Genomic DNA, 3,045 nt, shown 5'->3' with positions numbered 1-3,045 from the left:
TAGAGGGTTCAAGTGGCTATTCTTAGGGATATTTACTTGGTTGGTTTGCGTTTTGTCTTTGTTATTTATTGGGGGTAACCTTGCTCTTTAGCGGCGACGTCACCTAACAAGCCCATTAAAGCGCTGCGCTAGGACACTTACCTGTAGGCTCCCTTCGCTTCGCTCCGTATTTTAGCCTACAGGTAATTGCCCCTTATGGGGGTGTTATAAGCCATGAGAAGCATTGAGCAGCTTTATAAAGATATTGAAGGGGTCGCCGAATTTTCCGGGATCAATATTGATGGTCCTGAAACTGTTGGCCTTTTCTCCAACCGGCCTTTGCACGTTGCGGCCATCTGGAATGATTGCGAAGCAATAGACATGTTAGTGGCAGCTGGTGCAGATATTAACGTTAAGGGTGAGCATGGTTTTACTCCATTGTTCGAAGCTTCGGCGCAAGATAACTACGAAGCTGTAAAGCGGTTGATCGAGTTGGGAGCAAAAGCAATACGTAATGATGATGGCTTGTTGCCTAGCGAATATGTTTCCAACACTGCAAACGAAAGGACAGTTAACCTACTGAGGGAACATGGCTTATAACAAAACGCTTAATTCGCACCTGCCAAGGGCAGGCGCTGGGACAAAAACACAATGCGGCTCCGCCATTTTCGCATTGTGTTTTTGCCCCTTAGCTTAGTGTTATGTTCCATGGAGGAATTGAGTGAAAAAGGCATTTTTCTTTGTACTATTGACTGCCCTCAGCGGCTGCTCGTCAACCTCTGATACCGTTTATCAACCTGTTTGTTTATCGTCAGAGCAACAAGCTAGAGAAGTAGGTTCGGATATTTTTTATGATGGCTTCAATAGTCGAGTAAGTTATTGGGTTACGGGTGACCCCAACACCTCAATTACATCTTTAGGGCTGCTTTATGCCGGTTTTGACCCAACAGAATATTGTGAAAATGGGGGGTATCCTATTATCATCACGTTCAATCCCAGCAAAACAAATCTAGATACCGATAAAGTTTTAAAATGGTCTCAGATTGTTTTGACAACCATGCTCAAGGAACGAGGTATTGAAACATAACAAGTCAATCAAGCACACTCCCTTCGGTCGTTGGGACAAATACGTGTACGGCCTCCTCAGATTATGCCGTACACGTATTTGCCCCTTATCGGGGTGTTAGGGTCCATCGATAGTTATGACTAAAAGATTTACTTTAGTGATTTTTTTGAGCTTTTCATTTTCGCTAAGTGCAGAAACCAAGGTAGATGTTTTCTCCAGTCAGTTAACTATTCCAGAAGGGTTTATTTTGGCTCCATATTCTAGACCGCTAGAGGGTACAAACTTTTACAGAGGTAAAGGTGAAGAACTCGAAATGATAATTATCAGTATTGAAGACGATTTGTTCATTCACGAGAACTTGACCTCAGAACCAGACACAAAGGTAAAATGTGGACTCAATATCAAGCAGTGGCTTAAATCAGAAAAAGAGAAGATGTTCTACTCAGAAATTGAAAAAGCTGGCGATATGCCTAAGGTAAAATTAAATGTCATCTCGCCATTTGGTTTCGGTTTGTCCGAGCAACTAATTCAAAGCATTTGCGCATATGAACCCTAACAAACCAATCAACACACTCGCTGCGCTCGCAGGGACGCCTACTTGCTGCGGCTCCGCCATTTTCGCAGCAAGCAGTCGCCCGTTATCGGGGCGTTAGGTGCAAAGAGGGAACATGCAACCATCAATTAAATTTGAAAAGATTTGGAAAGACGAAGACATAACCGAACTGCGGGTCACAGTGTGTAATGGTCGCTCAATATTTACAAACAGTGTTTCCCTTGGAAATCAGGAGTTGAACGAACTCTATAAATCACTAGATACTTTCAAAACTAGCTACTATGGCGGTTTAAAAGATATAGAATTTGGCTCTTTTGGTAGAGAATATGCCAATGGCGCTTTTCATGCTCGACTCCATTTCCCAAAACCAGGAAACCTCTATATTTCTACTTATCAGCAATCAGAATACTTTGAATTCAAAGGTCAAGAAATAGCCAGTGAAGCAAAAATGTATTTGTGCACAGAGCCTTGTCTATTTGATAACTTTCTCATAGAACTAAAAAAGTTAAGCAACAGTGATTTGGGTACTGCTCAGCTAATTTGCACCTAACAAACCAAGTCAGCGGGACAATTACATGCAGGCTCCCGTCACTTCGTTCCGTATTTTAGCCTGCATGTACTTGCCCCTGCTTGGGGCGTTAGGGATTGTTTGAGTATGAAGAACATATTCATCACAGGATGTATCTTAATCTTATTAGGCGTAATTTCATTTTATTCATTAATTTGGACAAAAGAAGTCGAGAGCTTTAAAAGAACCCCAGCAGATCAACCTTTCGAATTTTCTTCTTGGTTGGGTTCGTTTCCAGAAAGTATTGTCAAAGAAACAAAGAATGAAGACCTCGTAAGGTTCACTATAGTTCGTTCTTTTCATGTGCCGGTCGTGATCACTCTAAATCTTAATTCCAAGGCATTAAACATTACTCGACTTGAGTATGTTAATGGGGAGCACATTGATGATAAAGTTTCTGTCCAAGCTGTAATTTCTGAGTCAGAGTTAAAATCTGTAATTGAGGATGTTCGCGATTACTTGAGATTTCCAGAAGAAAAACAGAGCGGTTTTGGGTTGGATGGTGCAACGTGGATAATTGAACTTACATATAACGGCAAATATTACACATCTTCACGTTGGAGTCCTCGCTCTGGTAGCATGAACAAGCTTGGCACTAGCTTATTCAACCTCGCAGAAAAGGAGCTTTTGCTTGGGCCTTTGTATTAACCCTAACAAGTCAATTAAGCTCACTCCCTGCGGTCGTTGGGACAAATACGTGTGCGGCCTCCTCGGATTATGCCGCACACGTATTTGCCCCTTATTGGGGTGTTAGGTGCCATGTCTGCTACAAAGCGTTTTTTGTATCTGCTTGAATTTTTCGCAGGGTTTGCCGTTCCAGTAATAGTTTTAGCTATGGGCGTGGTCTTTTCACCAATTTTTATCGTTGGCTTGTTTCAA

At 42.1% G+C, this 3,045-nt stretch carries 5 protein-coding genes; all 5 read left to right on the top strand.

Annotation, left to right across the window (positions count from 1 at the left end; genetic code table 11):
• Positions 1-213: 213 nt before the first annotated feature.
• Positions 214-579, top strand: a complete 366-nt coding sequence (locus CSH92_RS16730; protein ID WP_100658797.1) for an ankyrin repeat domain-containing protein — start codon at positions 214-216, stop codon at positions 577-579.
• 121 nt (positions 580-700) lie between these two features.
• Positions 701-1,066 carry a hypothetical protein gene (locus CSH92_RS16725; RefSeq protein ID WP_100658796.1) on the top strand — a complete coding sequence of 122 codons (366 nt, stop codon included), beginning with the start codon at positions 701-703 and terminating at the stop codon, positions 1,064-1,066.
• 115 nt (positions 1,067-1,181) lie between these two features.
• Positions 1,182-1,601: a hypothetical protein gene (locus CSH92_RS16720; RefSeq protein WP_100658795.1), complete on the top strand. Its 420-nt coding sequence runs from the start codon at positions 1,182-1,184 to the stop codon at positions 1,599-1,601.
• A gap of 112 nt (positions 1,602-1,713) precedes the next feature.
• Positions 1,714-2,148 carry a hypothetical protein gene (locus CSH92_RS16715; protein ID WP_100658794.1) on the top strand — a complete coding sequence of 145 codons (435 nt, stop codon included), beginning with the start codon at positions 1,714-1,716 and terminating at the stop codon, positions 2,146-2,148.
• 105 nt (positions 2,149-2,253) lie between these two features.
• Complete coding sequence (locus CSH92_RS16710; protein ID WP_100658793.1) at positions 2,254-2,814, top strand: hypothetical protein; 561 nt, start codon at positions 2,254-2,256, stop codon at positions 2,812-2,814.
• The last annotated feature ends 231 nt before the right edge of the window (positions 2,815-3,045 follow it).

This window comes from Neoalteromonas flava, from assembly GCF_002807685.1.
Taxonomy (GTDB): domain Bacteria; phylum Pseudomonadota; class Gammaproteobacteria; order Enterobacterales; family Alteromonadaceae; genus Alteromonas_E; species Alteromonas_E flava.
Note: the sequence above shows the minus strand (reverse complement) of the source record. Positions and strands in the feature narration are given on the sequence as shown.